Source organism: Paucisalibacillus globulus DSM 18846 (genome assembly GCF_000482485.1).
GTDB lineage: Bacteria > Bacillota > Bacilli > Bacillales > Amphibacillaceae > Ornithinibacillus > Ornithinibacillus globulus.
The window spans coordinates 268,094-293,461 of sequence record NZ_KI519437.1; the positions used below are offsets into that span (position 1 = coordinate 268,094).

At 36.0% G+C, this 25,368-nt stretch carries 32 protein-coding genes; 31 read left to right on the forward strand and 1 reads right to left on the reverse strand.

Translation table 11 applies throughout. The features are described from left to right. Positions 1-17: 17 nt before the first annotated feature. The 15 genes from K332_RS0116720 (at position 18) to rsmI (ending at position 9,684) form a co-directional block, all read left to right on the forward strand. Entirely contained in the window at positions 18-338 is a 321-nt protein-coding gene (locus tag K332_RS0116720) for a YbaB/EbfC family nucleoid-associated protein (protein ID WP_026908504.1), read from the forward strand. 53 nt (positions 339-391) lie between these two features. Next, complete coding sequence (recR, locus tag K332_RS0116725; RefSeq protein ID WP_026908505.1) at positions 392-988, forward strand: recombination mediator RecR; 597 nt, start codon at positions 392-394, stop codon at positions 986-988. Positions 989-1,073: 85 nt separating this feature from the next. Continuing rightward, positions 1,074-1,298, forward strand: coding sequence for a YaaL family protein (locus K332_RS0116730; protein WP_026908506.1), 225 nt, complete (start codon positions 1,074-1,076; stop codon positions 1,296-1,298). Positions 1,299-1,701: 403 nt separating this feature from the next. Further along, the gene (locus K332_RS0116735) at positions 1,702-1,968 is read left to right on the forward strand and encodes a pro-sigmaK processing inhibitor BofA family protein (RefSeq protein ID WP_026908507.1); all 267 of its coding nucleotides are present in this window, start codon (positions 1,702-1,704) and stop codon (positions 1,966-1,968) included. Positions 1,969-2,044: 76 nt separating this feature from the next. Then, on the forward strand, positions 2,045-2,239 hold the full coding sequence (locus K332_RS0116740) for a sigma factor G inhibitor Gin (RefSeq protein WP_026908508.1): 195 nt from the start codon (positions 2,045-2,047) through the stop codon (positions 2,237-2,239). Between the two features lie 87 nt (positions 2,240-2,326). After that, positions 2,327-3,766 (forward strand): aminotransferase class I/II-fold pyridoxal phosphate-dependent enzyme, encoded by a 1,440-nt coding sequence (locus tag K332_RS0116745; protein WP_036689163.1) that lies wholly within the window; start codon positions 2,327-2,329, stop codon positions 3,764-3,766. Positions 3,767-3,965: 199 nt separating this feature from the next. After that, complete coding sequence (gene tmk / locus K332_RS0116750; RefSeq protein WP_026908510.1) at positions 3,966-4,601, forward strand: dTMP kinase; 636 nt, start codon at positions 3,966-3,968, stop codon at positions 4,599-4,601. 13 nt (positions 4,602-4,614) lie between these two features. After that, positions 4,615-4,944, forward strand: coding sequence for a cyclic-di-AMP receptor (locus K332_RS0116755; protein ID WP_026908511.1), 330 nt, complete (start codon positions 4,615-4,617; stop codon positions 4,942-4,944). 27 nt (positions 4,945-4,971) lie between these two features. After that, complete coding sequence (locus tag K332_RS0116760) at positions 4,972-5,412, forward strand: YaaR family protein (RefSeq protein ID WP_026908512.1); 441 nt, start codon at positions 4,972-4,974, stop codon at positions 5,410-5,412. 78 nt (positions 5,413-5,490) lie between these two features. Continuing rightward, a complete protein-coding gene (holB, locus tag K332_RS0116765; protein ID WP_026908513.1) occupies positions 5,491-6,477 on the forward strand; it encodes a DNA polymerase III subunit delta' in 987 nt (328 codons plus the stop codon). A 4-nt stretch (positions 6,478-6,481) separates the two neighbouring features. Beyond that, positions 6,482-7,309 carry a PSP1 domain-containing protein gene (locus K332_RS0116770; protein WP_026908514.1) on the forward strand — a complete coding sequence of 276 codons (828 nt, stop codon included), beginning with the start codon at positions 6,482-6,484 and terminating at the stop codon, positions 7,307-7,309. Between the two features lie 15 nt (positions 7,310-7,324). Beyond that, positions 7,325-7,669 carry a DNA replication initiation control protein YabA gene (gene yabA, locus K332_RS0116775; RefSeq protein ID WP_026908515.1) on the forward strand — a complete coding sequence of 115 codons (345 nt, stop codon included), beginning with the start codon at positions 7,325-7,327 and terminating at the stop codon, positions 7,667-7,669. A gap of 138 nt (positions 7,670-7,807) precedes the next feature. Beyond that, a complete protein-coding gene (locus K332_RS0116780; RefSeq protein WP_026908516.1) occupies positions 7,808-8,548 on the forward strand; it encodes a tRNA1(Val) (adenine(37)-N6)-methyltransferase in 741 nt (246 codons plus the stop codon). Next, a complete protein-coding gene (locus K332_RS0116785; RefSeq protein ID WP_026908517.1) occupies positions 8,541-8,834 on the forward strand; it encodes a GIY-YIG nuclease family protein in 294 nt (97 codons plus the stop codon). Before K332_RS0116780 ends, K332_RS0116785 begins: the two co-directional genes overlap by 8 nt. Then, positions 8,812-9,684: a 16S rRNA (cytidine(1402)-2'-O)-methyltransferase gene (rsmI, locus tag K332_RS0116790; protein ID WP_026908518.1), complete on the forward strand. Its 873-nt coding sequence runs from the start codon at positions 8,812-8,814 to the stop codon at positions 9,682-9,684. The genes K332_RS0116785 and rsmI overlap by 23 nt, the downstream gene beginning before the upstream one ends. A gap of 127 nt (positions 9,685-9,811) precedes the next feature. Here rsmI and K332_RS0116795 read toward each other — a convergent pair whose 3' ends face one another. Continuing rightward, on the reverse strand, positions 9,812-10,087 hold the full coding sequence (locus K332_RS0116795) for a transition state genes transcriptional regulator AbrB (RefSeq protein WP_026908519.1): 276 nt from the start codon (positions 10,085-10,087) through the stop codon (positions 9,812-9,814). A 376-nt stretch (positions 10,088-10,463) separates the two neighbouring features. Between K332_RS0116795 and metG the strand changes: the two genes are divergently transcribed. The 16 genes from metG (at position 10,464) to K332_RS0116875 (ending at position 25,175) form a co-directional block, all read left to right on the forward strand. Continuing rightward, positions 10,464-12,413, forward strand: coding sequence for a methionine--tRNA ligase (gene metG, locus K332_RS0116800; RefSeq protein WP_026908520.1), 1,950 nt, complete (start codon positions 10,464-10,466; stop codon positions 12,411-12,413). Positions 12,414-12,575: 162 nt separating this feature from the next. Next, positions 12,576-13,346 carry a TatD family hydrolase gene (locus tag K332_RS0116805; RefSeq protein WP_026908521.1) on the forward strand — a complete coding sequence of 257 codons (771 nt, stop codon included), beginning with the start codon at positions 12,576-12,578 and terminating at the stop codon, positions 13,344-13,346. A 105-nt stretch (positions 13,347-13,451) separates the two neighbouring features. Then, on the forward strand, positions 13,452-13,832 hold the full coding sequence (locus tag K332_RS0116810) for a DUF805 domain-containing protein (protein WP_026908522.1): 381 nt from the start codon (positions 13,452-13,454) through the stop codon (positions 13,830-13,832). Positions 13,833-14,174: 342 nt separating this feature from the next. Then, positions 14,175-15,356 carry a G5 and 3D domain-containing protein gene (locus tag K332_RS0116815; RefSeq protein ID WP_026908523.1) on the forward strand — a complete coding sequence of 394 codons (1,182 nt, stop codon included), beginning with the start codon at positions 14,175-14,177 and terminating at the stop codon, positions 15,354-15,356. A gap of 71 nt (positions 15,357-15,427) precedes the next feature. Next, on the forward strand, positions 15,428-15,994 hold the full coding sequence (gene rnmV / locus K332_RS0116820; protein WP_026908524.1) for a ribonuclease M5: 567 nt from the start codon (positions 15,428-15,430) through the stop codon (positions 15,992-15,994). Continuing rightward, positions 15,987-16,868: a 16S rRNA (adenine(1518)-N(6)/adenine(1519)-N(6))-dimethyltransferase RsmA gene (gene rsmA, locus K332_RS0116825; protein ID WP_026908525.1), complete on the forward strand. Its 882-nt coding sequence runs from the start codon at positions 15,987-15,989 to the stop codon at positions 16,866-16,868. The genes rnmV and rsmA overlap by 8 nt, the downstream gene beginning before the upstream one ends. 117 nt (positions 16,869-16,985) lie before the next feature. Further along, positions 16,986-17,879, forward strand: a complete 894-nt coding sequence (gene yabG, locus K332_RS0116830) for a sporulation peptidase YabG (protein WP_026908526.1) — start codon at positions 16,986-16,988, stop codon at positions 17,877-17,879. Positions 17,880-18,184: 305 nt separating this feature from the next. Next, positions 18,185-18,454, forward strand: coding sequence for a biofilm formation stimulator Veg (veg, locus tag K332_RS0116835; RefSeq protein ID WP_026908527.1), 270 nt, complete (start codon positions 18,185-18,187; stop codon positions 18,452-18,454). A gap of 152 nt (positions 18,455-18,606) precedes the next feature. After that, positions 18,607-18,954 carry an SCP2 sterol-binding domain-containing protein gene (locus K332_RS0116840; protein WP_036689167.1) on the forward strand — a complete coding sequence of 116 codons (348 nt, stop codon included), beginning with the start codon at positions 18,607-18,609 and terminating at the stop codon, positions 18,952-18,954. A 105-nt stretch (positions 18,955-19,059) separates the two neighbouring features. Beyond that, positions 19,060-19,233, forward strand: a complete 174-nt coding sequence (locus tag K332_RS0116845; protein ID WP_026908529.1) for a small, acid-soluble spore protein, alpha/beta type — start codon at positions 19,060-19,062, stop codon at positions 19,231-19,233. A 399-nt stretch (positions 19,234-19,632) separates the two neighbouring features. Then, complete coding sequence (gene ispE / locus K332_RS0116850; RefSeq protein ID WP_026908530.1) at positions 19,633-20,484, forward strand: 4-(cytidine 5'-diphospho)-2-C-methyl-D-erythritol kinase; 852 nt, start codon at positions 19,633-19,635, stop codon at positions 20,482-20,484. A gap of 65 nt (positions 20,485-20,549) precedes the next feature. Then, complete coding sequence (gene purR, locus K332_RS0116855; protein ID WP_026908531.1) at positions 20,550-21,359, forward strand: pur operon repressor; 810 nt, start codon at positions 20,550-20,552, stop codon at positions 21,357-21,359. 183 nt (positions 21,360-21,542) lie between these two features. Then, positions 21,543-21,830 carry a septation regulator SpoVG gene (gene spoVG / locus K332_RS0116860; RefSeq protein WP_026908532.1) on the forward strand — a complete coding sequence of 96 codons (288 nt, stop codon included), beginning with the start codon at positions 21,543-21,545 and terminating at the stop codon, positions 21,828-21,830. Positions 21,831-22,064: 234 nt separating this feature from the next. After that, the gene (gene glmU, locus K332_RS0116865) at positions 22,065-23,447 is read left to right on the forward strand and encodes a bifunctional UDP-N-acetylglucosamine diphosphorylase/glucosamine-1-phosphate N-acetyltransferase GlmU (RefSeq protein ID WP_026908533.1); all 1,383 of its coding nucleotides are present in this window, start codon (positions 22,065-22,067) and stop codon (positions 23,445-23,447) included. Positions 23,448-23,461: 14 nt separating this feature from the next. Then, positions 23,462-24,415 (forward strand): ribose-phosphate diphosphokinase, encoded by a 954-nt coding sequence (locus tag K332_RS0116870; RefSeq protein ID WP_026908534.1) that lies wholly within the window; start codon positions 23,462-23,464, stop codon positions 24,413-24,415. 136 nt (positions 24,416-24,551) lie between these two features. Beyond that, positions 24,552-25,175: a 50S ribosomal protein L25/general stress protein Ctc gene (locus K332_RS0116875; protein WP_026908535.1), complete on the forward strand. Its 624-nt coding sequence runs from the start codon at positions 24,552-24,554 to the stop codon at positions 25,173-25,175. Positions 25,176-25,368 lie beyond the last annotated feature (193 nt).

Consider the following 25,368-nt stretch of genomic DNA (forward strand, 5'->3'; position numbering starts at 1 on the left):
TAAAGGAGGCGTTTTCCATGAAAGGTATGGGAAATATGGGAAATATGATGAAACAAATGCAAAAAATGCAAAAGAAAATGATGCAGGCACAAGACGAATTATTTGAAATGGTATTTGAAGCTTCTGCTGGTGGTGGAATGGTCACTATAAAAGCAAATGGTAAAAAAGAAATTCTTGATGTAGAAATTAAAGAAGAAGTTGTTGATCCAGATGATATCGATATGCTACAGGATTTAATTCTTGCAGCAACAAATGATGTATTAAAACAAGTTGACGATAAAACAAATGCAACAATGGGTCAATTTACAAAAGGATTAAATATGCCAGGAATGTTTTAATCTGTCTAACTTCAGGTGAAGACGACATACGCTTTTCGAAAGGGGAAGGCACCATGTATTATCCAGAACCAATTTCCAAGCTGATTGACAGCTTTACAAAATTGCCAGGTATTGGGCCGAAGACGGCTGTTCGTCTGGCTTTTTTTGTGTTAAATATGAAAGATGATGATGTACTTGAATTTGCTAATTCTCTTGTCAATGCAAAACGTGAATTAACACATTGCTCGGTTTGTGGTCATATTACTGATCAAGACCCATGCGCAATATGCTCTGATAATACAAGAGATAACTCAGTAATTTGTGTCGTTCAAGATCCAAAGGACGTTATTGCCATGGAAAAAATGCGGGAATTCCATGGGAAGTATCATGTACTCCACGGTGCAATCTCACCAATGGATGGAATTGGTCCGGAAGACATAAATGTTCCAGATTTGTTAAATCGTTTAAAAGACGATGAAGTGAATGAAATTATCCTAGCAACAAACCCTAATATCGAGGGAGAAGCAACTGCGATGTATATTTCGCGTTTAGTAAAGCCTTCTGGTATCAAAACAACAAGGATTGCGCATGGTTTACCGGTTGGTGGCGATTTAGAATATGCAGATGAGGTAACGTTATCGAAAGCATTAGAGGGTAGAAGAGAACTATAAAAGAATGTTCGAAAAGTCCCGTTAAAGGTTTCGATAGCCGACTTCGGTTCTTTTCGAACATATACTGAAAAGTCAGGTGACATAAGTGGGAAGAAAGAAAAGAAAGCAAAAGCGAGAGGTTGATGAGCTTTTACTGGATGCTATCTTCTCCGTCGAACACGAATGGAAACAAATAAGATCTATAGTCGGAAAATCTATTGAACCAACATTCGAGGGGAAAAGCTCAGAGAAAATTGCTCAATCTAAATATTTATTTTTATTGCGGGAAGCAAGGCGCCGTAAAATTAGCGCGATTAGATATAGTAAATAAAACAAAAACACTTACAATTCCTATTGTAGGTGTTTTTATTTTTAGGCTTTTTCCATAAAGCTTGTTGCTTATTACTTTTCCTGTTGATGGAAACTGCGCGGTAACTAATAGTGTTTGATTGTGCATTAAAATGATGTATAGCAGGGTTCTATTCATCATTTCACTCCAGTATCTGCATCAAAATGATGTATAGCAGGGTTCTATTCATCATTTCACGTAAGTATCTACTTCAAAATGATGTATAGCTCGGTAATTTCTTAAGTTATCGCACAGTCTATACAAATAGTGAGATTAACAATATTCTTATAAAAAAACAGCCTATTTTAAATAACAAATCAGTTCTTTTTTTTAGATTCGACTCATATTTAACTATATAAGGGACAAGTTAAAGGAGTGATTTTAGATGGAACCGACAGTCATTATTTCCATTATGGTGGCAGTTATCGTTTTATTGCTTTTTGTTGGATCATCTTTTAAACCGATGCGATTTCTTGTAAATGGCACAGTTAAATTAGGAATCGGTATTTTATTTTTATTCTTTTTTAATGTTATTGGCGGAACATTTGGTCTGCATATTCCAATCAACGTATTTACAGCGGTTGTTTCAGGTTTCTTAGGTTTATTTGGTGTTGCAAGTCTCGCGGCAATCCATCTCATCATACTTCCATAATATTTTCAAAGATTCAAAGTATAGCTTCCGTTAAAGTTGGACAAACTAGTTATTAGATTTAACGGAGGTGGGGAAAATGGAAGAAAGAATAGTAGAATTAGAGCATTGTGGAATTTGTGAGGAAAAGAAACAGAGAGGCATTCATCTATATAATATGTTTATATGTACGGAATGCGAATATAATATGATTCATACCGAACCACGTGAGGAAAAGTATAATTACTATCTACAAAAGTTAAAAAATATTAATCAACCTTCCCTGTTTTCATAGATTAATGGAAATGGCCTTTGCATTATTTTTGCAAAGGCCATTTTTGTTGTTATGATAATGTTATTAGCTTTGAAAGGAAATAGATTGATGAATCATCATGAATTGCCTTTACTAAAAAGGCTTATTGATTTTAAAAAACAAGATTCAATTTCATTTCATGTACCAGGACATAAAAATGGAAAGGTATTTTTAGAAATAGCAAAACCTTATTTTGATTCTATTTTACCGCTTGATTTAACAGAATTAACCGGATTAGATGACTTACATGCACCACATGAAGCAATAAAAGAGGCGCAGGATATAGCAGCAGATCATTTTGGTGCAGATCATACATTTTTCTTAGTTGGCGGTAGTACGTCGGGTAACTTAGCAATGATTTTATCGGTATGTACACCTGGTGACAAAATCATTGTTCAGCGTAATAGTCATAAATCAATTATGAATGGATTGGAATTAAGTGGTGCAAAGCCAATATTTATTAGTCCAGAATATGATGAAACTGTTCATCGGTACACAGCACCAAGCTATCAAACGGTGGAACAAGCTATTTTAAAGCACCCAGATGCAAAGGCTTTAGTCTTAACCTACCCAGATTACTTTGGGCATACTTATGATATCCAACAGATGATTGATGTTGCTCATCATCATCATATTCCAGTATTAGTTGATGAAGCACATGGCGTTCACTTTTCTATTGGGGAACCTTTTCCAAAATCTGCATTAGCTCTAGGGGCTGATATTGTTGTGCAGTCAGCACATAAGATGGCTCCAGCGATGACAATGGCATCACTTTTACATGTAAAGTCTCATATCGTATTAGTAGACCATGTTGCTCATTATTTACAAATCATTCAGTCAAGTAGTCCATCCTATCCGTTGATGGCATCGTTAGATATTGCACGGTCTTATTTAGCAACAGTTACAAGGGAAGAAATAGAGACAATAGTAGATAGCGCCAATCAGGTGAAATCTGTATTCCTTCAGGGAAAGCACTGGCAGGTTCTCCCCACCAATGATCCATTAAAACTCACGATACAGGTAAATAATGGGCTATCTGGATATGAAGTTGCATCTTATTTTGAGAAGTATCATGTCTATCCAGAACTAGCAACTGATAAACAAGTTCTGTTTATTCATGGATTAGGGGTTTTCCAGGAGCATAAGCAAGTAGAAAATATCGTGAAAAGCATAAACGAGGAATATAATTATCTTTCAAATCATGCTACAATGGAGGTAAGAAATTTATTTAAAGACTCTATATCAGAACTAGCATTAACCTATCATGAAATGATCCATATCCCTAGAAAAAGGATACAATGGAAAGAAGCTTTAGGCTATATTGCTACAGAGGCGGTTATCCCTTACCCACCAGGTATTCCTGTTATTTTAAAAGGGGAGCGTGTAACAGAGGAGCAGATTAGGCTGATTCAGCATTTAATACAGCAAGGTGCAACATTTCAACATCAAGATATCGAACAAGGCATCCAAGTTTTCGATTGGTGTCCAGCTTCAGGCGCCAGCGACTAGCGAGACTTCCCTCGCCTCCGTACGATAAGTCAACATCGACTTCCTCCGGTCGTCGTGTTTCCTTTATCTCCTACGGTAAGAATGGTCAACTAAAACCACCACTTTGCGTGGCAACGTTGACCCACCTGGCATGGCCAGGCGCAGTCCGAAGTCGCTAAGCGGGCGCCTTACGCATTTCTAATTAAAGGAGAATAAATAAGTGAGTGGTTATTTTATAACGTTTGAGGGTGGGGAAGGAGCAGGAAAAACTTCTATTCTACATTCAATAGTAAAAAGACTTGAACATCTTGGGTATGACGTAGTGACTACGCGAGAACCCGGTGGAATTGAGATTGCAGAGAAAATTCGCGATATCATTCTAAATCCATTGCATACCGCAATGGATGGGAGAACGGAGGCACTATTATACGCTGCAGCCCGAAGACAACATTTGGTTGAAAAGGTTTTTCCTGCCTTAGAACAGGGAAAAATAGTATTATGTGATCGTTTTATTGATAGCAGTTTAGCTTATCAAGGTTATGCAAGAGCGTTAGGCATAGAGGAAGTATTTAGCATTAATCAATTTGCTATCCAAAATGCTATGCCAGATTTAACCTTATTTTTTGATATCGAACCTCAAAAAGGGTTGGAGCGGATTGCTGCAAATGAGGATCGAGAACGAAATCGTCTGGACTTAGAAAATATTGATTTTCACGAGAAAGTGTATGAGGCATATCAATTATTGGTCCAGCGTTTTCCAGAGCGAATCCAAGTTATTAATGCAGATCAAACTTTTGAGAAAGTGGAAGAAGACAGCCTATCATTAATAACCCAGTTTCTAAATACAATAGAGTAAAGGGGGTTAGTTTATGAAACTAGTCATGGCAGTGATTCAGGATAAAGATTCTAATCGATTAACTGGTGCACTTGGAAAGAACAATTATCAGTCCACAAAGCTTGCAACAACTGGTGGATTCTTAAAAGAGGGTAATACAACATTAATCATCGGTTGTGAAGATGAGTATGTAGATGATGTTCTTCAAATTATTAAAGAAAACTGTTCCCAACGTGAACAAATGGTAGCACCTATTTCACCAATGGGTGGAAATGCGGACTCTTATATTCCAAGACCTGTGAAGGTAGAAGTAGGAGGAGCAACTGTTTTTGTACTACCAATTGAATCATTTTTTCAATTTTAATACCATCATGGAAAGGGGGCTGAACTGTTGAAAATAAGTCAAGAGATGTTAAAACAAGTGGATACATCGAAAAAAAATATTCGTACTAGAGAACAAAATCAACCTACATTCGGTAATTTAGTTCAGTCCCAAACTCAAAAAATGCAACAAGCTGAGTTACAGAGATTAACGCAAGATATTACTCTACAAGGGAATCATTTAGCACGATATAGATCATTTAAAGATTTGGTGAAATTCAAACGTTTAATTAAACGATTCTTAGAAGAAGCTGTATCGAACGGTATGGATTTACAAAAGTCACTTAGTTTTAGTTATACTGGTAGTAGTAGGAACCTAACACTAGTTAAGCAAATTGATGAAAAGCTTATGGAATTAACGGAAGAAATTATGAGCCAAGAAAAAAAGACAGTAGACTTATTAGGTCTTATCGGTGAGATTAAGGGTCTGTTGATTAATTTATATACTTGAGAGTGGACAAGCATTAAGGAAAAGCGAAAGGCGTCTCGCTAGTCGCTGGAGCCTGAAGCTAGACAGGAAGGTAGAAACATGAAATCGTGGTCTGAAATAGCTGAAATACAACCAATGGCTAGTAAAGTTATTACGAATAGTATTAAAAAGGGCCGCATTTCACATGCTTATTTAATTCAAGGTGCGCGTGGAACGGGTAAAGAAGCAATTGCTGTAATAATTGCTAAGGTTCTGTTTTGCGAAAATTTGACGGGAGTTAATCCGTGTTTAACTTGCAACGCTTGTAAACGAATTGATTCGCGTAATCACCCTGATGTCCACTGGGTTGAGCCAGATGGTCAATCTATTAAAATGGAACAGATTAGAAATTTACAGAAGGAATTTACCTATTCTGGTCTTGAATCAGATCAGAAAGTTTATATTATAAAAGGTGCCGATACATTAACGGCGAATGCAGCCAACCGTATTCTAAAGTTTTTGGAGGAACCAAGTCAAAAAACAACCGCAATTATGCTTACAGAGAACAGTCAATCTATTTTGCCAACCATTAGGTCTCGTTGTCAGATTATTGATTTACAGCCATTAAACTCCAAAAGGTTTCAGGGTAAGTTGATAGAAGCGGGATTAAATGAAGCAAGTGCAAAATTGATGAGTGCACTTACCAATAATCTTGATGAAGCATTGGAATGGAGCAAAGACGAGTGGTTTGCCGAAGCGAGAAAATTAGTGGTACAATTAGTAGAAACATTTACAGATAATTCAAATGATGTTTATTTATTTATGCATAATCATTGGTTCCCGTCTTTTAAAGAGAGAATAAAAATTGAGCAAGGAATCGATTTATTGCTTTTAGCCTTTAAAGATATATTATATTCTCATCTGGGTAATGAAGAGTCCATAGTGTTCTTTCAACAGGATGAGCAATTAGAGCGTCTGGGCATGTATTTCTCCCAGGAAAAACTGGTTTCTATTCTACATGGATTACTAGATGCAAAAAGAAAATTGAAGCAAAATGTCCATCCAACCCTTGTGATGGAACAGGTTACACTTCAAATCGAGAGGTGAAAAGATGATAGGGGTAATTGGTGTCCGTTTTAAAAAAGCGGGTAAGATATATTATTTTGATCCAGTTGGGCAAGATATAGAGTTAAATAGTTACGTTATCGTAGAAACTGTCCGGGGGATTGAATTTGGTAAGGTAGTTATTGCTAGCAAACAAGTAGATGAAGAAGATGTTGTTCTTCCATTGAAAAAGGTTATTCGTGTTGCAAGTGAACAAGATAAATTAACAGTTATGGAAAACAAGGAGTATGCGGATAAAGCATTTGCTGCATGTTCAGATAAGATTGAAGAACATCAATTAGATATGAATTTAGTTGATGTAGAGTATACATTTGACCGTAATAAAATCATTTTTTACTTTACTGCAGATGGACGGGTTGATTTCCGGGAACTCGTAAAAGACTTAGCAGCAATGTTTAAAACAAGAATTGAACTCAGACAAATCGGCGTTCGTGATGAGGCAAAAATGCTTGGTGGAATTGGACCTTGTGGAAGAATGCTTTGTTGTTCTACCTTTTTAGGTGATTTTGAGCCAGTTTCTATTAAAATGGCAAAAGATCAAAATTTATCACTAAATCCTGCTAAGATATCTGGTTTATGTGGAAGATTAATGTGTTGCTTAAAATATGAAAATGATGAATATGAAGAAGCAAAACGAGAACTACCAGACTTAGGAGAACATGTTAAAACTCCTCATGGAGAAGGACATGTCGTTGGTCTTAACTTTCTTGACCGTGTCATTCAAATTGAAATCCCAGAAAAAGAACGCGTTATTGAATATACCTTGGATGAACTCATCGAAGAAGGAATTGTGACAGCTCAGCGCCAAGAATAATGGAGTGAGTCGAAATTGCAAAAGAGAAAAATATTTGACCAAGTATCAGATATGGAAAAACAAATTGGTGAATTATATGAACAGCTTGGTGACCTAAAAGGAAGACTAAGCGACTTACTAGAAGAAAATCATCGCCTTGAAATGGAAAATCATCATTTAAGAAATCGTTTGGATGGATTTGATACCAATCAGGAAAGTAATGGTGATAACATGGAAATAACAAAAATTCCAAGTGAGGGTTATGATAATTTAGCTAGATTGTATGAAGAAGGATTCCATATTTGTAATTTGGAATTTGGTAGTCCAAGAAGAAATGAAGATTGTATGTTTTGTTTAGATTTTCTTAGCAAAACTAAATAACGTATAATGTAGCTGTCTGGTTTTTGTACCCAGGCAGTTTTTTCTTTACTACTTGATTAGGATGTACCTGATTGTTTGGAGCAAGTGCCGTAACAGGAATGAACATATAACTCTTAAAACTAGAAAGGAATTTTTAAAATGGTTCAACTACTTGATGATGAGAGGCTTGATTATTTGACCGCAGATGAAAGTATGCAAATTATTCAAAGCCCTACAGCTTTTTCTTTTTCACTAGATGCTGTATTATTAGCCAGTTTTGCGTCTATACCATTAAAGAGAGGGAATATACTAGACTTATGTAGTGGTAATGGGGCTATTCCACTTCTTTTATCAAGGAAAACAAATGTGAATATAGTTGGTGTGGAATTACAAGAACGAATTATTAGTATGGCTAAAAGAAGTGTTGAACTTAATAATCTAACCAAGCAAATTAATATGATTCAAGGTGACATTCGAAATTTAAAAGAGGAATTAAGTCACTCTAGTTTTGATATGGTCACTTGTAATCCCCCATATTTTAAAACACCATCTATCACTGAGCATAATCAAAATGAATTTCTAACCATTGCTAGGCATGAAGTGTATTGTACATTAGAGGATGCTGTTAAAGCATGTAAATTACATGTTAAACCTGGAGGAAAGGTTGCAATGGTTCATCGCCCTGGAAGGCTTGTTGATATTCTAACGACATTTCGAGCTTATAAACTTGAACCAAAACGTTTACAACTTGTTTATCCGAAAAAGGGTCGAGAAGCAAATATGCTATTAGTAGAAGGAATTCGCGATGGAAAGGCAGACTTACATATCTTGCCACCGCTATATATTTATAAGGAAGATGGCACGTATACTGAGGAAGCAAAGGAGATTATTTATGACTGATCGGGAACATACCGTATATATTTTAAAATGTGGCGATGGTTCATTATATACGGGTTATACGAATGATATAGAAAACCGTTTGAAAATGCATGAATCAGGAAAAGGTGCAAAGTATACTCGTGGTCGAGGACCTTTTCAGATAATGTTTGTGGAAAAATTTCCAACAAAGGAAACAGCAATGAAGCGGGAATATGAAATTAAGCAGTTAACTCGTAAAGGAAAATTTGAATTGATCCGAGATAAATTGAAAGAGGTCATGAGCTATGATGATTCAAAAGAGCTTTGAGAATCGTAATGAGGGATCACTATATGTTGTTCCAACACCAATTGGTAACTTAGAGGATATTACGTATCGTGCTCTTTCTATTTTGAAATCAGTTTCTGTTATCGCTGCAGAAGATACACGTAATACTATAAAATTATTAAATCACTTTAACATCTCTACTGCTCTTATAAGTTATCATGAACATAATAAATTAGGACGTGAGGATCAGCTTCTGGAGAAACTTGCAAATGGTGAGTCCATTGCTTTAGTAAGTGATGCAGGTATGCCTGCTATTTCCGATCCTGGTTATGAAATCGTTAAAGCAGCAACAGAGAAGAATTTCTCAGTAATTGTTTTACCTGGAGCGAATGCAGCCCTTTGTGCATTAGTGGGATCAGCTCTACCTAATAAGGAATTTTTATTTTACGGGTTTTTACCTCGGAAGCAAAAGGAAAAAGAAGAAGAACTAGAGAGATTAGGGAGATACAAAGCAACTTTACTATTTTATGAGTCGCCATACCGAGTCAAAGAAACTTTAAAGGCAATACAAAAACAACTTGGAAACCGAAATATAGCCATAGCTCGTGAATTAACGAAACGATTTGAAGAATATGTTCGTGGTACTGCAAGCGAGTTAATAGAATGGACAAATCAAAGTGAGCTTAAAGGTGAATTTTGTATTGTGGTTGAAGGTAATTCGGAAGAGCAGTTAGAGGAAGTAGAAAATTGGTGGAGTAATTTAGAAATTCCAGCCCATGTTGATTATTACATCCACGAGCAAGAACTGTCTAGTAAAGATGCCATAAAACAAGTAGCAAAAGATAGAAATCTCCCAAAAAGAGATGTATATCAGGCTTATCATATTGAATGAATAAAAGAGGAGCTTGTTAACTATCAAGCTCCTCTTGTGTTTATAATTGGGCTTGTATTCCATAGGATAATACTTATAGTGCTTCAGTATAGTCCCTGTTACAACAGGGCACCGCATTTATCACTACTTATTTAAAACGAGATTGAATTTCATTAATTAATTGTTGTGCCCCCTCGGGACTCAAAACAATTTTACCATTTGCCAATGCAATATTTTCTTCGGAAGACTCCCCAGTAATCTGACAAGCCATATTTGGTTGATACTTTTTCAATACGACCTTATCATTATCTACATAAATTTCTAAAGGGTCCTTGATATTAATGTCTAATGTTCTACGAAGTTCAATCGGAATAACGACCCTTCCCAATTCATCTACCTTTCTTACAATACCAGTAGATTTCATATGTATCCCCTCCTCCTACAATTAAATTTCGTCATTTTTCGACATATTTCTTTTGTTATATTAGCAAACCTTTCTACTACTGTCAATTCTGTTGATGCAATTCAATAAATAATAGGAAAATTTTATGTATTAGTAGTATTCTTTTCTCCATTACCCGATATTTTACCTAAATAAACCAAAAATCAGTAAAAAATTATATAAATATTCCAATACAGTGATTAAAAGTAAAACATTATACATGGAAGGGTGTCTAAAACACGTGCGTATCGCTAATAATTCAAGATAGAAGAGCTATACACAATAAGAAAATATGGAAATCTACAGGAAAAGTCGATACAATAGAAGAATCATATAAAGGATTCGAGGAGGCATTCTAATGAGTGAACAAAAGACATTTTACATAACAACTCCGATATACTATCCAAGTGGAAAATTACATATTGGACATGCTTATTCCACAGTAGCAGGGGATGCTATTTCCCGTTATAAACGCATGCGTGGCTATGACGTAAGATACTTAACAGGTACAGATGAACATGGTCAAAAAATTCAGCGTAAAGCAGAAGAAAAAGGAGTTACTCCGCAAGCCTATGTGGATGAAATTGTTAGTGGTATTCAAGATCTTTGGCAGAAGTTAGAGATTACCAATGATGATTTTATCCGCACAACGGAAGAGCGTCATAAAAAAGTTGTTGCTAAAATATTTGATCAACTAGTTAAGCAAGGTGATATTTATCTAGATGAATACGAGGGCTGGTATTGCACATCAGATGAATCCTTTTTTACCGAAAGGCAATTGGTTGATGGTCATTGCCCGGACTGTGGTGGAAAAGTTGAAATGGTTAAAGAGGAGTCCTATTTCTTTAAGATGAGTAAATATGTGGACCGCCTAGTACAATACTATGATGAACATCCAGAATTTATCCAACCCGAAAGTCGTAAAAATGAAATGTTAAATAACTTTATTAAACCGGGACTCGAAGATCTTGCTGTTTCTAGAACGACATTTGACTGGGGAGTTAAAGTTCCAGGGGATCCGAAGCATGTAATTTATGTATGGATTGACGCATTAAGTAATTATATTACGGCTCTTGGCTATGGAACGGACGATGATGAGAAGTTCAAGAAATACTGGCCTGCAGATGTTCATTTAATGAGTAAGGAAATTGTTCGTTTCCATACGATTTATTGGCCAATTATGTTAATGGCACTTGACTTACCACTACCGAAAAAAGTATTTGCACACGGGTGGATTTTGATGAAAGACGGAAAAATGTCTAAGTCAAAAGGGAATGTTGTTGACCCAGTGAGCTTAATTGACCGTTACGGTTTAGATGCATTACGCTATTACTTATTACGCGAAGTTCCATTTGGATCAGATGGGGTCTTTACCCCAGAAGGCTTTGTAGAGCGTACTAACTTCGACTTGGCAAACGACTTAGGAAATTTATTAAATCGTACTGTTGCCATGATTGTAAAATACTTTGATGGAAAACTTCCTGAATATCGTTTAGGAGAAACAGGAGTCGATGAGTCATTAGAAGCAATGATTAATGAAACTATTAAGCAAGTTGAAGATTCATTAGAAAATATGCAATTCTCTGTCGCATTATCTTCCATCTGGCAATTAATAAGTCGCACCAATAAGTATATTGATGAAACAGAGCCATGGGTTCTAGCAAAAGATGAGGCAAGTACACAAAGACTTGGTAATGTAATGGCTCATCTAGCAGATTCATTACGTGTGGTTGCTGTCATGCTTCAACCATTCTTAACAAAAGCACCTGTAGAAATCTTTAAACAATTAGGTATCCAAGATGAAGCATTAAAAGAATGGGAAAGTATTTATGAGTTAGGGCAAGTTAAAGCAGGTACGCAAGTTGAAAAAGGTTCTCCAATCTTCCCACGCTTAGATGTAGAGGAAGAAGTGGCGGCAATTAAAGCTATGATGCAAGGACCTAAGCCTGAAGAAAAAGAAGAAGTTGAAGCTAACAAAAAGGCGGAAATTGTCTACGATGATTTCATGAAGCTAGATATGCGAGTAGCAGAAGTAATTCACGCAGAAAAGATGAAAAAGGCAGACAAATTGTTGAAACTTCAACTGGATTTAGGTACTGAAAAACGACAAGTAATCTCAGGAATTGCAAAATACTACACACCAGAGGAAATGGTTGGTAAAAAAGTAATCTGTGTAACCAACCTAAAACCAGTTAAATTGCGCGGAGAAATGTCAGAAGGAATGATCCTATCTGGTGAAGATGCAGATGGAAGCCTATCCCTAGCAACAGTAGAACAATCATTACCAAATGGGTCTATTGTTAAATAAAATTGTAGGTACTTATAAGGATATTACTCTGGTTTCACGGTGCTTGAAAGTAAGAGTGGAATGTTTTTGGACCGTGGGCAATAATCAGAGAACCATAATAAAAGGTCAGCATGCTACATTTTGTAGAATCCTGACCTTTTCTAATAGAAAGGAAAAAATCATATGTTATTCGACACACACGTTCACATGAACGCAGAACAGTTCAAACAAGACCGAGACGAAGTAATCAAGCGCGCCTTTGAAACAGGAGTTAACTATATGGTTGTAGTCGGCTTCGATCGAGAAACAATACCCCTAGCAATTGAAATTGCGGAACAATATGAAACTATATATGCAGCGGTAGGCTGGCATCCAGTTGATGCAATTGATATGACAGATGAAGATCTCGAATGGATTGAAGAGCTATCCAGTCATCCAAAAGTTGTTGCCCTTGGCGAAATGGGACTCGATTATCATTGGGATAAATCACCTAAGGATATCCAAAAAGAAGTATTCCGAAAGCAAATTCAATTAGCAAAAAAAGTAAAGATGCCAATCATAATTCATAATCGTGAAGCAACAGAGGATATCATAGAAATTCTTCAAGAAGAAAATGCAAAAGAAGTAGGAGGAATTATGCATTGCTATAATGACTCTGTAAAATACGTCCAAACTTGTCTGGATATGAACTTTTATATTTCACTAGGCGGGCCTGTAACGTTTAAAAATGCTCCACTACCAAAAGAAGTAGCAGTAGAAGTCCCATTAGATCGACTTCTTATTGAAACAGATGCTCCTTTTCTAGCCCCACATCCAAATAGAGGTAAACGAAATGAACCTGCATATGTTGAATTAGTAGCAGAAAAAATTGCAGAACTAAGAGGAATTTCCTTTGAAGAGTTTAGTAATCAAACAACAGAAAATGCTCTAAGATTTTTTAAAATTTTACGCTAATAATGGTAAATCAATGAGGAAAAAAGCCCTATTTATTAATATCTATAAGTTACCTATAATCAATGTGTAATTATTTGGAATTTTTTGATGTGTAGGGGGATTTTTATGCAGTGGTATCTGAAGGTATGGAGAAATTATGCTAATTTCAATGGTAGGGCAAGACGACAAGAGTATTGGATGTTTATGCTATTTAACTTGTTAATTATTTTTGTTCCAACTGCCATAGAGTTAGCTATAAAGGGGAGAGATGCTGATCCAGGAATTCTTGGCTATTTTTCAGCAGTCTATCTACTTGCAGCACTTATTCCTAGTCTAGCGGTGCTTGTTAGACGACTACATGATATTGGTAAGAGTGGATGGTGGGTCTTTTTTAATTTTATTCCATTAGCCGGAGGGATTGTTATATTAGTATTTAATTGTCTTGATAGCATGCCAGGTAGTAATAAGTACGGGGAAAATCCCAAACATAATAATATGGCTGCGTAAGGAAAAAGTAAGGGGCATTTTTTTACATAAGTGTGAAGTTAGTCCTCGAGGTTTACTTTATTTCTTCCAAGACTATCCACGTGATTAGTTAATATTTCCTAAAAAGGTCACAACTTCTTCATAATTTTAGACTAAAAGGACTAGGTGAATGCCTAGTCCTTTTCAATTTTTTTAAGAGAGTTAAAACACAGTAATATCAAAGGTTTGATGCGTTTTAATGTCAATCATGAATTATGTTTTTATCCGCTTTGTTACCTAATTGTAAAATAACCATAATCCTATAAGCATTTACATTATCATAATACTGTCTATATAATCAATTCGAATAAGGAGGCAAGATGCATGCGAATTCTTTCAAAGCTATTGCCGGCCTCGAAACGGATGCTGGTCAATTCAAGTATTGGTATTGTAGTGCTTTTAACATTTGCTAGTGTAATGCTATTTTACGCAACACAGAATGAAATAGTATTTACTGAAAATGAAAAAGATAGAACCATTCATACACATGCTGATACAGTTGAAGAACTACTAGAAGAAGTAGGAATAAAAGTTGGAGTTCATGATGCACTATCGCATGAATTAAATGCAGAGATTGCAGACGGAATGAAGATTGAATATAAAAAAGCAAATAAAGTTGTTGTAACCATCGATGGCAAAGAAGAAGAATATTTTACTGTTGAAGATACAGTTAAGGATTTTCTAAATGGTCTCAATCTATCAGTCTCTGAACATGATGATGTATCCCACCAATTAGAAGAGGTAATTACAGATGGTCTGACCCTTTCTATTACAAAAGCTTATCAAGTTATGATTAATGACGGTGGAAATGAAGCTAGTGTTTGGGCAACAGGTGGTTCAGTTAATGATTTATTAAAGTCCAATGATATCCAACTATCAGCGTTTGATAAAGTCAATCCGGCTCTAGACCAAACTGTTTCAAAGGACACAATCATCTCCATTGTTCGAGTGGAAAAAAAGAATGAAGAAGTGACAGATTCGATTGCTTTTAAGACAGAGACGCGTGAAGATAGTTCCCTTGCAAAAGGTAAAGAGCAAGTAATTGCTGCAGGCGAAGACGGTACCGTTGTTAAAACATATGAAGTTATATATGAAAACGGGGAAGAAGTAAACCGGGAATTAGTTACGGAAGAAGTGACTAAAGAAAGCAAAAATCGCATAGTTGCTATTGGGACGAAAGAACAGCAGAACCTTGTAACACTTTCGGATAGTAGTGGAAAAGAATTTACAATGACAGCAAGTGCATTTACTTCAGATTGTAGTGGGTGCTCTGGGTATACTGCTACTGGAATTGACCTGAAAGCAAACCCAAATATAAAGGTTATAGCAGTGGATCCAAGCATAATTCCACTGGGTACGAAAGTTTGGGTTGAAGGTTATGGAGAAGCAATTGCTGGAGATACTGGTAGTAATATTAGTGGTATGCGAATTGATATACATGTGCCAACAAAAGCTGATGCCTATAAATGGGGCGTAAGAAAAGTAAAAGTAAAAATTTTAGACTAATGAAATGAGTGCTCTTACCGTGTTATAGTGGTAAGAGCATATTTTATTTTGTATAAAGCGAGGAACATCCATTGAAAATAAAAGAAGTAATTGTTGTCGAAGGAAAAGATGATACAACAAAAATAAAACTAGCTGTCGATGCAGATACCATTGAAACAAACGGATCAGCAATAAGCCAAAGAACAATACAACAAATTAAACATGCTAAAGAAAAACGTGGAGTCATCATTTTTACAGACCCTGATTATCCTGGGGAACGAATTAGACATATAATTGACCAAAACGTACCCGGTTGCAAGCATGCCTTCTTAACGCAAGATAAGGCACGTGCTAAGCATCCAAATAATAAAAGCCTTGGAATAGAGCATGCATCCGTAGAAGCTATACAGCAGGCTCTAAAGGACGTATATGAACTGGCAGAGATTAAACAAACAGACATTACAAAGAAGGATTTAATAGATCATCAGTTAATTGGAGGCCCAGGCGCAAGTAGGAAACGCGAAAAACTTGGAGAGTTAGTACAAATCGGGCATACTAATGGCAAGCAATTACTAAAGCGTTTAACGATGTTCCAAATAACAAGGGTACAATTTGAAGAGGCAATGCTAAGGTTAGAGCAGGAGGACACGAATGGATAAGAAATATATAGCTACACCGATACGTACAAAGGAAATCCTACAAAAATATGAATTTACATTCAAAAAGAGTCTAGGACAAAATTTTTTAATTGATGTTAATGTACTTAAAAATATCATTGGCCATGCAGGGATTGGTCAGACGTCAGGAACCATTGAAATTGGTCCCGGTATTGGAGCTTTGACGGAACAACTCGCAATCCATTCAGATAAGGTTGTTGCTTTTGAAATCGATGGTAGACTACTACCGATTTTACAAGACACCCTTTCAGAGTATGATAATATTCGTATCGTTCATGAGGACATCTTAAAGGCTGATGTGCTTCAGGTTATTAATGAAAATTTTAAGAGGGATCAGTCCATAAACATCGTGGCAAACCTCCCTTACTACATAACCACTCCGATATTAATGAAATTATTACGAGAACGTTTGCCTGTTGAAAGTATTACAGTTATGATTCAAAAAGAAGTGGCTGATCGTATGGCTGCAAGACCAAATACAAAGAGCTACGGTTCCTTAACGATTGCAATCCAATATTATACGGAAGCAAAAGTAGTTATGAATGTCCCTAAAACCGTATTTATGCCGCAACCAAATGTTGATTCATCAATCTTGAAATTAGTTTCTCGTAGCGAAGCTCCTGTTCATGTTGAAGATGAAGATTACTTTTTTACTATTGTTCAAGCTTGTTTTGCACAAAGAAGAAAAACCCTTCGGAATAATTTATCTAGCCATTTCAAAGGAATACTGGATAAAGACACGATAAATCATACGTTAGAATCTATCGGTATTGATGGAACAAGACGTGGAGAATCACTTGATATGAAGGAATTTAGTGTTTTGGCTAATGCATTTTATAAAATACAGAGAAATTAAAAGGGTGTCCACTATGGGCACCCTTTTCTAATTGTTATAAAGCACGTATAAGGCTCTTTACTCATAGTCTATAGAGGAGAATGCTTTTTTCTTCAGTGAAGGCTGTGAGGTGTATATATGGAACGTAGAACAACAGGTGAATTAGTAACAAGGAAATCATATCATCATGATTTATTATTTCGAATTTCCCAGGTAAAGCAGGAAAAGGCAATCCTACATGGGGAGGATATTCGGTTAGAAGCGGATGCTCCTCTAGAAGATTTAGTGAAGGTTGAAGAAAGGGATCTTGTAAAAAGAAGGCAAAAAGGTAAAGAACAAGAAGAGTTTTCGTATCGTTTATTCAGACAGGATTATCAGCTTATGAAAGAAAAGCGTGATTACCAATCAACAGATGGCTATCAATATACCGATTACTTTCAAATACCGGCTAAAGTTCTTCATTTAGATGGTGATCAAATGTACTTAAGAAAATGTATCGCGCTATATCAACGATTAGGACTTCAAGTTCATGGGGTTCATCTGAATGAGAAGGAAATGTCTTTTCATATTCGGTCACTAATCGAAAAAATACAACCTGATATTATTGTAATTACAGGACATGATTCGTTTTCAAAAGCAAAAGGGACAAAAGATGATATTCGTGCATATCGTCACTCAAAGTACTTTGCAGAAACCGTTAGAGAAGCTAGGAAATTGGTTCCTAATCTCGATCAATTGGTAATATTTGCGGGAGCTTGTCAGTCTCATTTTGAATCGCTTATTCGAGCTGGAGCTAATTTTGCAAGCTCTCCATTAAGGATTAATATCCATGCGTTAGATCCTGTTTATATCGCCGCAAAAATAGCATATACACCATTTATGGAAAAGGTAAATGTATGGGATGCACTTCGAAATACACTGACAGGAGAAAAAGGTATGGGCGGAGTAGAGACAAAGGGACTCCTTCGTACAGGTTTACCATATTTAACAGATAGTGACCAAGAGTCAGATGAATCAATTGCAAATCAATAAAAATAAAACTCGGCTAACTTCCATGTAAGTCGGGTTTTGACTCGTTAAATACTTTTTTAAAAAATGCAATGTTTATAGTTAATGAATAGAAAATTTGGTAAACTGCACCGTTATAACTGTTTGAGGTTAAAATAAATAGCAAATTGTAAAAAAAAATACATAATCCGACAATATTTTGTAATAATAAACCTAATAGGTGAAATTTACTTGTTGACACCTAAAAACATATCTTGTTATAATAAAAGATTTTATTTGACTTTTAAACAAGCATATGGTATAGTTTAACTACAGTGAGGTGGAGTGTATTGGCTAAAACATTAACCGAAATCAAGCAAGGTCTTGAAGGTCAGATTGGAAAACGATTGACATTAAAAGCTAATGGTGGCAGAAGGAAGACGATAGAAAGAACGGGAGTACTAGCAGAAACGTATCCTTCTGTATTTATTGTTGAATTAGATCAAGACGAAAATGCTTTCGAACGTGTTTCATACAGCTATGCAGACGTACTAACAGAAACAGTAGAATTAGACTTCAATGAAAATCTTCATGCAAATGCAACGTTAATGGATCAGTAACCCAAAAGGATTACTGATCCTTGTTTTTTATTGATAAACAATTCCTATGTCCACTCTAGTATAGAAATAATTACCCACATAATGCTTGGCAAAAGTGATGAGTTTGCATATAATTATTTGATAATTAAAATAATATTTCAAAGGGGATTATAATGGGGACACTGGAGAATGGAACAATTCAAGAAATTTGGCAAGAAATTGAAGATAAATTGACCAAAGATAAAAATCCATATTCAGATATGACGGGTACATATCAAGTACAAATTACAGATGAGGATGTCACATACCAACTTTCATTTAATGATGGGGGTTTTTCTGTTAAAAAAGATACGAATGGTAATGCTGACTGCATATTAAAAATGAAAAATACTGTATTTAGAAAGTTTTTGGCGGGTAATTTAAATAGTATGACAGCATTTATGACAGGTAAGCTTAAGGTTGAGGGGAATATCACACTGGCATTAAAACTAGAAAGTCTATTAAAACAATATCAGTTTTAAGAAGGATTTCCCTAATTTACCTAAATATAACTGGTCTATAACCGTCATACTTGAACAAGCTAAGAATGTCGTAACAAGTTATAACAGGGAAGGGGTTGTTCTTTCATGGGTAGACGTGGGTTAATGTCTGACCAACTGAAAGAAGAAATTGCAAAAGAGTTAGGCTTTTACGACACCGTGCAAAAAGAAGGCTGGGGCGGAATTAAGGCAAGGGATGCTGGGAACATGGTAAAACGTGCAATTGAAATAGCCGAGCAAAATATGCAGAGCAGATCATAATGGATCTGCTCTTTTTTTCTATCTATACTATACTTAATGCCTTCTGTTTTCACTGTTGATAGAAACTGCGCGGTAATTTCACTTAGGATTTTAAGTTGAGCTTCTAACTCCGCTCCGGAAATACACTCCGCTTTCCGCGGGCGGCTGGTGAGCCTCCCTATGCCTATCCTCCCGCAGGAGTCTCCGTGTATTTCCGGAACGGGGGATAGCAGTTCATCAACTCCAGCTATCCATAAAGGCTACCGCACAGTCTATAACAAAATTTGTAATCAATAACCTTTTAGAAAATATCCATTTTTTATACAATCTAGATTTCTAAAAAGCCTATCAAAGCAGTCACTTTCACCTTTAAAAATAATATGATACAATTTCCATACATGAAAAAAGTAGGTGACGGATATGACTCATTTTGAGAAGGCGCCTGCTAAAATCAACCTTTCCCTTGATATTCTTAGGAAGCGTGAAGACGGTTATCATGATGTGGAAATGATTATGACAACTGTTGATTTAGCAGACCGAATTGAGTTAAATACTTTAACGGAGGACCGTATCGAGGTTTCACTATGGAGTAGATATGTTCCAAATGATGAACGGAATTTGGCCTATAAAGCTGCGAAAGCTTTTAAACAGAAATATAATATTACTAAAGGGGTACATATTAAAATTGAAAAGGTCATCCCAGTTTCTGCTGGTCTAGGTGGTGGAAGTACAGATGCTGCGGCAGTTCTACGGGGACTAAATCAATTGTGGAATATGAATATCCCGATTGAAGAACTTGCTAAACTTGGATCGACAATTGGTTCAGACATCCCCTTTTGTGTGTATGGTTCAACCGGAATTGCCAAAGGCTTTGGAGAAATAATTGAAAGATTGCCTTCACCACCACCCTTTTGGGTAGTATTGGCAAAGCCAGATATTGGTGTATCAACGAGAACTATCTTTCAACGTGTGAAAATCGATGAAATTACTCACCCTAATACGGAAGCGATTATTCAATCATTGTATGAAAAGAACTTTACAATGCTCTGTAACAATATTGGTAATTCTCTAGAAGCAATCACCTCTTCTATTCATCCAGAAATATTACGGATTAAAGAGAAGATGGGACAAGCAGGTGCTTCTGGTGTATTAATGAGTGGGAGTGGCCCTACTGTGTATGGACTAGTAGAACATGAAAGTAAAGCACAAAGAATTTACAATGGAATGAAAGGTTTTTGCGCGGAGGTTTATTTAGTACGTTTAATTGGGTAGAACTTGCTATAAGCATATAATGGTGGTATGTTTATATAAAATAATTCGGTTTTTGAGGTGAAGATATGAAGAGAAGTGGACGTTTAGTAGCATTAACAAACTTCTTTCTAGAAAACCCTAGAATACATAAAAACTTACCATCTTTTTCAAATAAATATAATGCAGCAAAAGCTTCCATTAGTGAAGATTTAGATATTATTGATGAACTTTTGCGTGAAGAAGGCATTGGTTACTTAAAGAGAAGTGCCGGTTCTACTGGTGGAGTTATGTATATCCCGGAATCATCTAGAGAAAATGGAATAGAATTTGTTGATTGGTTGTGTGAACGGTTAAAGGACCCTAATCGAATTCTACCTGGTGGCTATCTTTATATGAGTGATATTTTAGGTGAACCATCAACAGTTCGTGAAATTGGAAGAATTTTTGCTTCGAAATTCTCCAATTTAGAAATTGATGTTGTAGTGACGGTTGCTACAAAAGGTATTCCACTTGCCTATGCTGTTGCTTCTTTCTTAAATGTACCAGTAGTGATCGTTAGAAGAGATCCAAAAGTAACAGAAGGTTCATCTGTAAGCATAAATTATGTATCTGGTTCGTCAAGAAAAATCCAAACAATGGTTTTACCAAAGCGTAGTTTCGAGGAAGGATCCAATGTATGTATCATTGATGACTTCATGAAAGCTGGTGGAACTATTAATGGGATGGTTAGTCTCTTAAAGGAATTTAATGCTAATGTGAAAGCCATTGGAGTTTTAGCTGAAGCGGATGATGAAGAAGAAGAGCGAATGGTAGACGAATATACATCTCTAGTGAAAATATCGGATGTTGATATTAAAGAGAATTTTATTTCCGTACAACGTGGTAACTTTATATAACTGATTAGACCCTATTCATAATTAGGGTCTTTTTTTATTTTAGAAACTATCTGAAAACTAGTAAAAAACATCTATTTTTTACTTTTTGTGTAAATTATTAAACTTTTTTCAAATTTAAGCAGGAATTTTAATTTATTTGTAGAATTATTAATTAACTCAAAAGTATAAAGGTGGTGAATCAGCATGGAAGTAACTGACGTAAGATTACGCCGTGTAAACACGGAAGGTAGAATGCGAGCTATTGCATCTATTACGTTAGATCAGGAATTTGTCGTTCATGATATCCGCGTGATTGATGGAAACAATGGATTATTTGTGGCTATGCCATCGAAGCGAACTCCTGATGGTGAATTCAGAGATATCGCGCATCCGATTAACTCTAGTACGCGTTCTAAAATTCAGGACGCAGTGTTAGAAGAATATCGCCGTGCAGGTGAAGAAGTCGAGTTTGAGGAAGCTGGAGCTTCCTAAAAATGAAACCCTTTACAACTAGAGGTCTAATCTCCCAAGATTAGCCTTCTTTTTTTGTGTCTATAAATATTCTTTATCAATCCTAATAGCCAGATTCCCTCCAAGTTAGACTACTAGCAAGCTGCCACTTCCATTTTACTGTTCAAATTGTTGAAATCAGCTGTTTTTTAGGATATAGTCAAAATGGATAAAAGATAGGGGAAATGAACTATCTTAAATATTGGAGGGTACCTCATGACGAAAAGATATGCTATTATACTGGCGGCGGGGCAAGGTACTAGAATGAAATCTAAATTATATAAAGTACTCCATCCTGTTTTAGATAAGCCAATGGTTCAACATGTGCTTGAGCAAGTGAGTGCAGTTGGTCTTGAGGATGTTGTTACAGTTGTTGGATTTGGTTCAGATAAAGTAAAAGAACACCTCGGAGATCATACGAAGTTTGTTCTGCAAGAAGAACAGCTAGGAACAGGACACGCAGTAATTCAAGCAGAAGAATTAATGAAAGATAAAAAGGGTACAACAATAGTTGTTTGTGGTGACACACCATTAATTACAGAAGAAACCTTCAGGAAGCTCTTTGATCACCATGAGAAAGAAGGATCAAAAGCGACTATACTAACGGCAAAAGCTCCTAATCCATTTGGGTATGGTAGAGTGATTAGGAATGAACAAAGTGAAGTAGAACGCATTGTTGAGCATAAAGATGCTACAAGTGATGAGTTATTAGTAGATGAAATAAATACAGGTACGTATTGTTTTGATAATGAGTCATTATTTGAAGCGTTAAAAGAAGTTTCAAATGATAATGCTCAAGGGGAATATTATTTACCTGATGTTATTGAAATACTAAAAAATAAATCAGAAAAGGTTAGTGCCTTTCTAACTCCAAACTTCGATGAAACGCTTGGTGTAAATGATCGTGTTGCTTTAGCACAGGCGGAGAAGACGATGAAGCTTCGTATTAATGAGCAGCATATGCGTAATGGCGTATCTATCATTGATCCAGAAAATACGTATATTCACCCAGATGTCGTAATCGAATCGGATGTAGTTATTCACCCTGGTACAATCATCTCTGGGAAATCAATTATTCATGAAAATGCCATTATTGGTCCAAACAGTGAAATTTCCAATTGTGTAGTAGGTGCAGAATCCGTTATTAAACAAAGTGTCGCTACGGATAGTAAAATTGGCGAACGTGTTAACGTTGGTCCTTTTGCACATATTAGACCAGATGCCAATATTGGCGATGAAGCGAAGGTTGGTAACTTCGTAGAGATTAAGAAGGCAGAGTTAGGAAAAGGAAGTAAAGTTTCCCATTTAAGTTATATTGGTGACGCAAAAGTAGGAAATAATGTTAATATTGGTTGTGGTACAATAACAGTGAACTATGATGGGAAAAATAAATATTTGACTACAATCGAAGATGATTCATTTATAGGTTGTAACTCTAATTTGATTGCCCCAGTAACAATTGGAAAAGGATCTTACGTTGCTGCTGGTTCGACAATCACGAAAGATGTACCAGAAGATGCTTTATCTGTTGCTCGTGCAAGACAGACAAATAAAGATGGCTACGCATCCCGTCTAAAAAACAGACTAAAAGATAAATAATACGGAGGGTTTACTTGATGTCTCAATATCAAAATTCAAACATGAAGGTATTTTCGCTTAATTCGAATCGAAAGTTAGCAGAGGAAATTGCGGACCACATTGGAATTTCACTTGGAAAATGTATGGTAACAACATTTAGTGATGGGGAAGTTCAAATCAATATTGAAGAAAGTGTTCGTGGTTGTGATGTATATGTTGTACAATCAACGTGTTCACCCGTTAACCAACATTTAATGGAACTATTAATTATGTTAGATGCATTAAAGCGTGCATCAGCAAAAACGATTAACGTTGTAATGCCGTATTATGGTTATGCTAGACAAGATCGTAAAGCGCGAGCGAGAGAACCAATCACATCAAGATTAGTTGCTGATTTAATTGAAACAGCAGGTGCAGACCGTGTTATTACACTTGATTTACATGCTCCACAAATTCAAGGATTCTTTGATCGACCTATTGATCACTTACAAGGTGTTCCACTTCTATCCGATTACTTTGAAGCGAAAAACTTTGATGACGTGATCGTTGTTTCACCAGACCATGGTGGAGTAACAAGAGCTAGAAAGATGGCGGACCGTCTGAAAGCACCAATTGGAATTATTGATAAAAGAAGACCACGTCCTAACGTTGCTGAGGTTATGAACATTGTCGGGAATATTGAAGGCAAAACAGCAATTTTAATCGATGATATTATTGATACTGCAGGTACGATTACACTTGCTGCAAATGCTTTAGTCGAAAATGGCGCTAAAGAAGTATACGCATGCTGTACACATCCTGTATTATCGGGTCCGGCAATTGAACGTATAGAAAATTCGAAAATAAAAGAATTAGTTATTACGAATTCTATTCCTCTACCAGAAGATAAGATGATAAATAAGATAACCCAATTATCTGTAGCACCACTTATTGGTGAAGCGATTATTCGTGTTCATGAAGAACAATCCGTTAGTATTTTATTTGATTAATGTTTAGTCTGTGTGTTTTAAGGGAACATACTATATTATGTAAGAAGATTTAGGTAGAAAATTTCATATAACGAGAAAGTTGTCACCACCATTGGATGAGATGCTAGTTTTTAATTAATCGAAAGGATGATATATTATGTCAGTTACCTTAAGTGCAATGAAACGAGAAGATCATGCAAGATCGGCAACAAAAAAACTCCGTGAAGAGGGACAAGTTCCAGCGGTAGTTTACGGAAAAGAAAAAGAGTCTAAATCAATTTCAGTTGATAGTTTGGAATTACTTAAAACAGTACGCGATGAAGGAATAAATGCAGTAATATCCTTGCAAGTTGAAGGAGATTCAGCTATTAATGTCATGTTACATGATTATCAATCTGATTATGTGAAAAATAGTGTCTTACATGCTGACTTCTACATTGTGAACATGTCTCAAGAATTGGATGCTCAAGTTCCTGTTCGTTTAGAAGGTGAACCGGAAAATGGCGTTGTTCAACAACCACTCTATGAAGTAACCGTTAGAGCGACACCGAATAACATACCGAATGAGATAACCGTGGATATTTCTAATAAAAGCATCGGAGATATTATCACCGTAGCTGAATTGGGAGAATCAACTTCCTACGAAGTGGTAGAAGATGCTGAGACAGTAGTAGCAAGTGTTCTAGCACCAAATACCAACGCGGATATGGAAGGCCAAGAAGAAACTGGATCTGAACCAGAATTTACTGGAGAAGCCCAATCCGAAGCGAATGAAGACTAAAACAAAACACAAGTTCAAATTTTAACTATAAAAACAATAACCCTCCATATAAATATATTTATACTGGAGGGATTATTGTATTTGTTATTATATAGAATGGTTGTTTTATTTTAATACATCAAACAGATGCTTTAAACTTGTGAGCATCCCAAACTCGGGCAATATTATTAGTATATGATAATTTGTTAGCATA

Excerpts from the sequence above, each read along its gene's own strand:
- K332_RS0116720 (WP_026908504.1), top strand. The coding sequence starts at position 18 with ATGAAAGGTATGGGAAATATGGGAAATATGATGAAACAAATGCAAAAA.
- recR (WP_026908505.1), top strand. The coding sequence starts at position 392 with ATGTATTATCCAGAACCAATTTCCAAGCTGATTGACAGCTTTACAAAA.
- K332_RS0116735 (WP_026908507.1), top strand. The coding sequence starts at position 1,702 with ATGGAACCGACAGTCATTATTTCCATTATGGTGGCAGTTATCGTTTTA.
- K332_RS0116740 (WP_026908508.1), top strand. The coding sequence starts at position 2,045 with ATGGAAGAAAGAATAGTAGAATTAGAGCATTGTGGAATTTGTGAGGAA.
- K332_RS0116745 (WP_036689163.1), top strand. The coding sequence starts at position 2,327 with ATGAATCATCATGAATTGCCTTTACTAAAAAGGCTTATTGATTTTAAA.
- K332_RS0116755 (WP_026908511.1), top strand. The coding sequence starts at position 4,615 with ATGAAACTAGTCATGGCAGTGATTCAGGATAAAGATTCTAATCGATTA.
- holB (WP_026908513.1), top strand. The coding sequence starts at position 5,491 with ATGAAATCGTGGTCTGAAATAGCTGAAATACAACCAATGGCTAGTAAA.
- K332_RS0116770 (WP_026908514.1), top strand. The coding sequence starts at position 6,482 with ATGATAGGGGTAATTGGTGTCCGTTTTAAAAAAGCGGGTAAGATATAT.
- K332_RS0116780 (WP_026908516.1), top strand. The coding sequence starts at position 7,808 with ATGGTTCAACTACTTGATGATGAGAGGCTTGATTATTTGACCGCAGAT.
- K332_RS0116785 (WP_026908517.1), top strand. The coding sequence starts at position 8,541 with ATGACTGATCGGGAACATACCGTATATATTTTAAAATGTGGCGATGGT.
- rsmI (WP_026908518.1), top strand. The coding sequence starts at position 8,812 with ATGATGATTCAAAAGAGCTTTGAGAATCGTAATGAGGGATCACTATAT.
- K332_RS0116795 (WP_026908519.1), bottom strand. The coding sequence starts at position 10,087 with ATGAAATCTACTGGTATTGTAAGAAAGGTAGATGAATTGGGAAGGGTC.
- metG (WP_026908520.1), top strand. The coding sequence starts at position 10,464 with ATGAGTGAACAAAAGACATTTTACATAACAACTCCGATATACTATCCA.
- K332_RS0116805 (WP_026908521.1), top strand. The coding sequence starts at position 12,576 with ATGTTATTCGACACACACGTTCACATGAACGCAGAACAGTTCAAACAA.
- K332_RS0116810 (WP_026908522.1), top strand. The coding sequence starts at position 13,452 with ATGCAGTGGTATCTGAAGGTATGGAGAAATTATGCTAATTTCAATGGT.
- K332_RS0116815 (WP_026908523.1), top strand. The coding sequence starts at position 14,175 with ATGCGAATTCTTTCAAAGCTATTGCCGGCCTCGAAACGGATGCTGGTC.
- rsmA (WP_026908525.1), top strand. The coding sequence starts at position 15,987 with ATGGATAAGAAATATATAGCTACACCGATACGTACAAAGGAAATCCTA.
- yabG (WP_026908526.1), top strand. The coding sequence starts at position 16,986 with ATGGAACGTAGAACAACAGGTGAATTAGTAACAAGGAAATCATATCAT.
- K332_RS0116840 (WP_036689167.1), top strand. The coding sequence starts at position 18,607 with ATGGGGACACTGGAGAATGGAACAATTCAAGAAATTTGGCAAGAAATT.
- K332_RS0116845 (WP_026908529.1), top strand. The coding sequence starts at position 19,060 with ATGGGTAGACGTGGGTTAATGTCTGACCAACTGAAAGAAGAAATTGCA.
- ispE (WP_026908530.1), top strand. The coding sequence starts at position 19,633 with ATGACTCATTTTGAGAAGGCGCCTGCTAAAATCAACCTTTCCCTTGAT.
- purR (WP_026908531.1), top strand. The coding sequence starts at position 20,550 with ATGAAGAGAAGTGGACGTTTAGTAGCATTAACAAACTTCTTTCTAGAA.
- spoVG (WP_026908532.1), top strand. The coding sequence starts at position 21,543 with ATGGAAGTAACTGACGTAAGATTACGCCGTGTAAACACGGAAGGTAGA.
- glmU (WP_026908533.1), top strand. The coding sequence starts at position 22,065 with ATGACGAAAAGATATGCTATTATACTGGCGGCGGGGCAAGGTACTAGA.
- K332_RS0116875 (WP_026908535.1), top strand. The coding sequence starts at position 24,552 with ATGTCAGTTACCTTAAGTGCAATGAAACGAGAAGATCATGCAAGATCG.